General features: G+C 75.2%; 3 protein-coding genes. All 3 read left to right on the plus strand.

The window, feature by feature from the left end; genetic code table 11:
- Positions 1–1,439 (plus strand): phospholipase D-like domain-containing protein (locus CKO13_RS11415; protein WP_338034645.1); only part of this gene is annotated, 1,439 nt, incomplete at its 5' end.
- Between the two features lie 16 nt (positions 1,440–1,455).
- Complete coding sequence (locus CKO13_RS11420; protein WP_242468020.1) at positions 1,456–2,880, plus strand: FAD-binding oxidoreductase; 1,425 nt, start codon at positions 1,456–1,458, stop codon at positions 2,878–2,880.
- Positions 2,877–3,195: hypothetical protein (locus CKO13_RS11425; RefSeq protein WP_200261133.1), on the plus strand; the 319-nt coding region annotated here is incomplete at its 3' end. The genes CKO13_RS11420 and CKO13_RS11425, both read left to right, overlap by 4 nt.

Consider the following 3,195-nt stretch of genomic DNA (forward strand, 5'->3'; position numbering starts at 1 on the left):
ACCCGGAGACTGGGGGGATGGACGCCGCTACAGCCTGGCTCGTCGCCGCGGTCAGCCTCCTCGCCGCCGTCGTCGGCCCCTTCGCCGCGGGACACGCCCTGCTCACCAAGCGCGAGCCGCAGGTCGCCACCGCGTGGATCGCCGTCTGCCTGATCTTCCCGGCCGGCGGGGCGCTGCTCTACTACCTCTTCGGCATCAACCGCGTCTACACCCGGGCCCGCAAGCTCGTCGCCGAGGAGCGCCTCCCGCCGAGCCTCGCCCCCCACCCGACGAGCTCCAGCCACGGCATCGGGCCGGAGTACGCCGAGCAGATCCGCATCTCCGACGCCGTGACCGGCCGCCCCCTGGAGCCCGGCAACCGCATCCAGGTGCTCAGCAACGGCGAGGAGGCGTACCCGGTGATGCTCGAGGCCATCGAGGGCGCCCGCGAGACGGTGATGCTGAGCACCTACATCTTCGAGACCAACACCAGCGGCCGGCAATTCATCGACGCCCTGAGCGCCGCCCACCGCCGCGGCGTCGACGTCCGCGTGCTCATCGACGGCGTCGGCGAGTACTACACCTGGCCCCGCCCGAGCACCCTGCTGCGCCGCGCCGGCGTCCCCGTGGCCCGCTTCCTGCCGCCGCGGCTGATCCCCCCGCAGCTGTCGATCAACCTGCGCAACCACCGCAAGATCCTCGTCGTCGACGGGCAGCGGGCCTTCACCGGCGGGATGAACCTCGGCGACAGCCACCTGCTCCAGTCGCAGCGCAGCCACCGGGTCGCCGACGTCCACTTCCTCTTCGACGGCCCGCTGGCGCAGCAGATGGAGGCGGTCTTCGCCGAGGACTGGGCGTTCACCACCGGCGACGAGCGCACCCCGCCGAAGCGCGCCACGCCCCACGACAGCGGCGCCCTCTGCCGGACCATCACCGACGGCCCGAACGAGGACCTGGACCGGCTGGTGATGACCCTCATCGGGGCCCTCTCCGCGGCGCGGGAGGAGATCTGGCTGGTCACGCCCTACTTCCTGCCCATGCGCCCGCTGATCACCTCGCTCGAGGCGGCCGCCCTGCGCGGCGTCGAGGTCAAGATCCTGCTCCCGGAGCGCAACAACCTCCCCTTCGTCCACTGGGCCACCCGGCACATCCTCGGCGAGCTGCTCCACTGGGGGGTCCACCTCTACTACCAGCCCCCGCCGTTCGCCCACACCAAGCTCTTCGTGGTCGACCGGCGCTACGCCCAGGTCGGCTCGGCGAACATGGACCCGCGGAGCCTGCGGCTGAACTTCGAGCTCAACGCGGAGATCTACAACCGCCCCATCGCCGAGCAGCTGGCCCTCGACTGCGAGCTCATCCGGGCGCGCTCGCGCCAGCTCAGCAGCGCCGAGCTCGGCGAGCGCCACCCCGCCGAGCGCCTGCGCGACGCCCTCTGCTGGCTCGCGTCACCGTACCTGTGAGCGCATAATGCCCCCTATGGCCGAAGTACCACTCCCCCCGGGCCTCGCGGACGCCCTGCGCGAGCGCCTCGGATCCGAGGCCGTCGTCGAGGGGGACGGCCCCGTGGCGACCTACATGCACGAGCAGCGCGGCCTCTATCCCGGCCAGGGGCGGCTCGCCGTCCGCCCCGCCAGCGCCGAGGAGGCCGCCGAGGCGGTGCGCCTGTGCCGGCGCCACGGCGCCCCCGTCGTCCCCCAGGCCGGCAACACCGGCACCGTCGGCGGCGCCTCGCCGCGCCACGGCGGCGAGGTCGTGCTCAGCCTCGAGCGGCTCAACCGGATCCGCCAGACCGACGCCGAGGACGGCCACCTCGTCGCCGAGGCGGGCTGCACCCTCGCCGAGATCCAGCAGGCGGCGGCCGCGGCCGGCCGGTTCTTCCCCCTGAGCCTCGCCTCGGAGGCGGAGTGCCGGATCGGCGGCAACCTCGCCACCAACGCCGGGGGGCTCAACGTGCTGCGCTACGGCACCGCCCGGGAGCTGACCCTGGGCCTCGAGGTGGTCCTCGCCGACGGCCGCATCTGGCGGGAGCTCAAGGGCCTGCGCAAGGACAACAGCGGCTACGACCTGCGCGACCTGTTCATCGGCTCGGAGGGGACGCTGGGGATCATCACCGCCGCCACCCTGCGCCTGCTGCCGCCGCCGCGCAGCCGGCGCGTCGCCCTGCTCGCCCTGGCGGAGCTAACGCCGGCGCTGGGGCTGGTGCGCGCCGCCCAGGCCGAGAGCGGCGACGCCGTCGTGGCCGCCGAGATCATGAGCGGGCCGGCCCTCGCCATGGGCCAGCTCCTCGACGACGCCCCGGAGAACCCCCTCCCCGGCGCGGCGTGGTACCTGCTCCTGGAGCTGGCCAGCCCCGACCCGCGGGCGGACCTGGACACCGCCCTCGCTGCGGCCCTCGAGCCCGCCGAGCAGGCGGGGGCGATCGAGGACGCGGTAGTCGCGCCGAGCGAGGGCGCCGCCGAGCGGCTCTGGCGGCTGCGCACCGCCATCCCCGACGGCCAGCGCCGCGCCGGCGCCAGCATCAAGCACGACATCTCCGTGCTCCCGAGCGAGGTCGCCGCCTTCGTCCCGCAGGCGCTGGCGGCCGTGGAGGCCGCCGAGCCGGGCGTGCGCCCGTGCGTCTTCGGCCACATCGGCGACGGCAACCTCCACTTCAACCTTACCCAGCCGGCGGACGCCGACCGGGCGGCCTTCCTCGAGCGCTGGGGGGCGCTCAACCGGGTCGTCCACGACGAGGTCGCCCGCTTCGGCGGCTCGGTGGCCGCCGAGCACGGCGTCGGGCAGCTGCGCCGCGCCGAGCTGGCCCGCTGCGGCGACCCGCTCACCGGTGAGCTCGCCCGGCGCATCAAGTCGGCCCTGGACCCGGAGGGGGTGCTCAACCCCGGCAAGGGGGCGGCGCTTTGAGGGGGTGGCGGCGCCCCCTCCTCGCCGGCCTCGCCGCTGCCGCCGCGGTCTTCGCCGCCGCGGAGCTGCTCCTCGAGGGGCCGCAGCGCTGGCAGCGCTGGAGCCCCTACCCCGGCGAGCGCATCGCCGCCGCCGTCGCCGAGCCGGGCAGCGGCCGCGTCTACGCCGCGGCCCGCTCGGGCGCCCTGCTGGTCCACGAGCCGGAGGCGGGGTGGCGGCTCCACGCCGGCAACCTCCCCGGCGGAGCGCCGCCCCTGGCCCTGGCGGCCCACGGCGGCGGGCTCCTGCTCGGCACCCTCGAGGGTGCCGAGCAGG

It is taken from the genome of Halorhodospira neutriphila (genome assembly GCF_016584055.1).
GTDB classification, from domain to species: Bacteria; Pseudomonadota; Gammaproteobacteria; order Nitrococcales; family Halorhodospiraceae; genus Halorhodospira; species Halorhodospira neutriphila.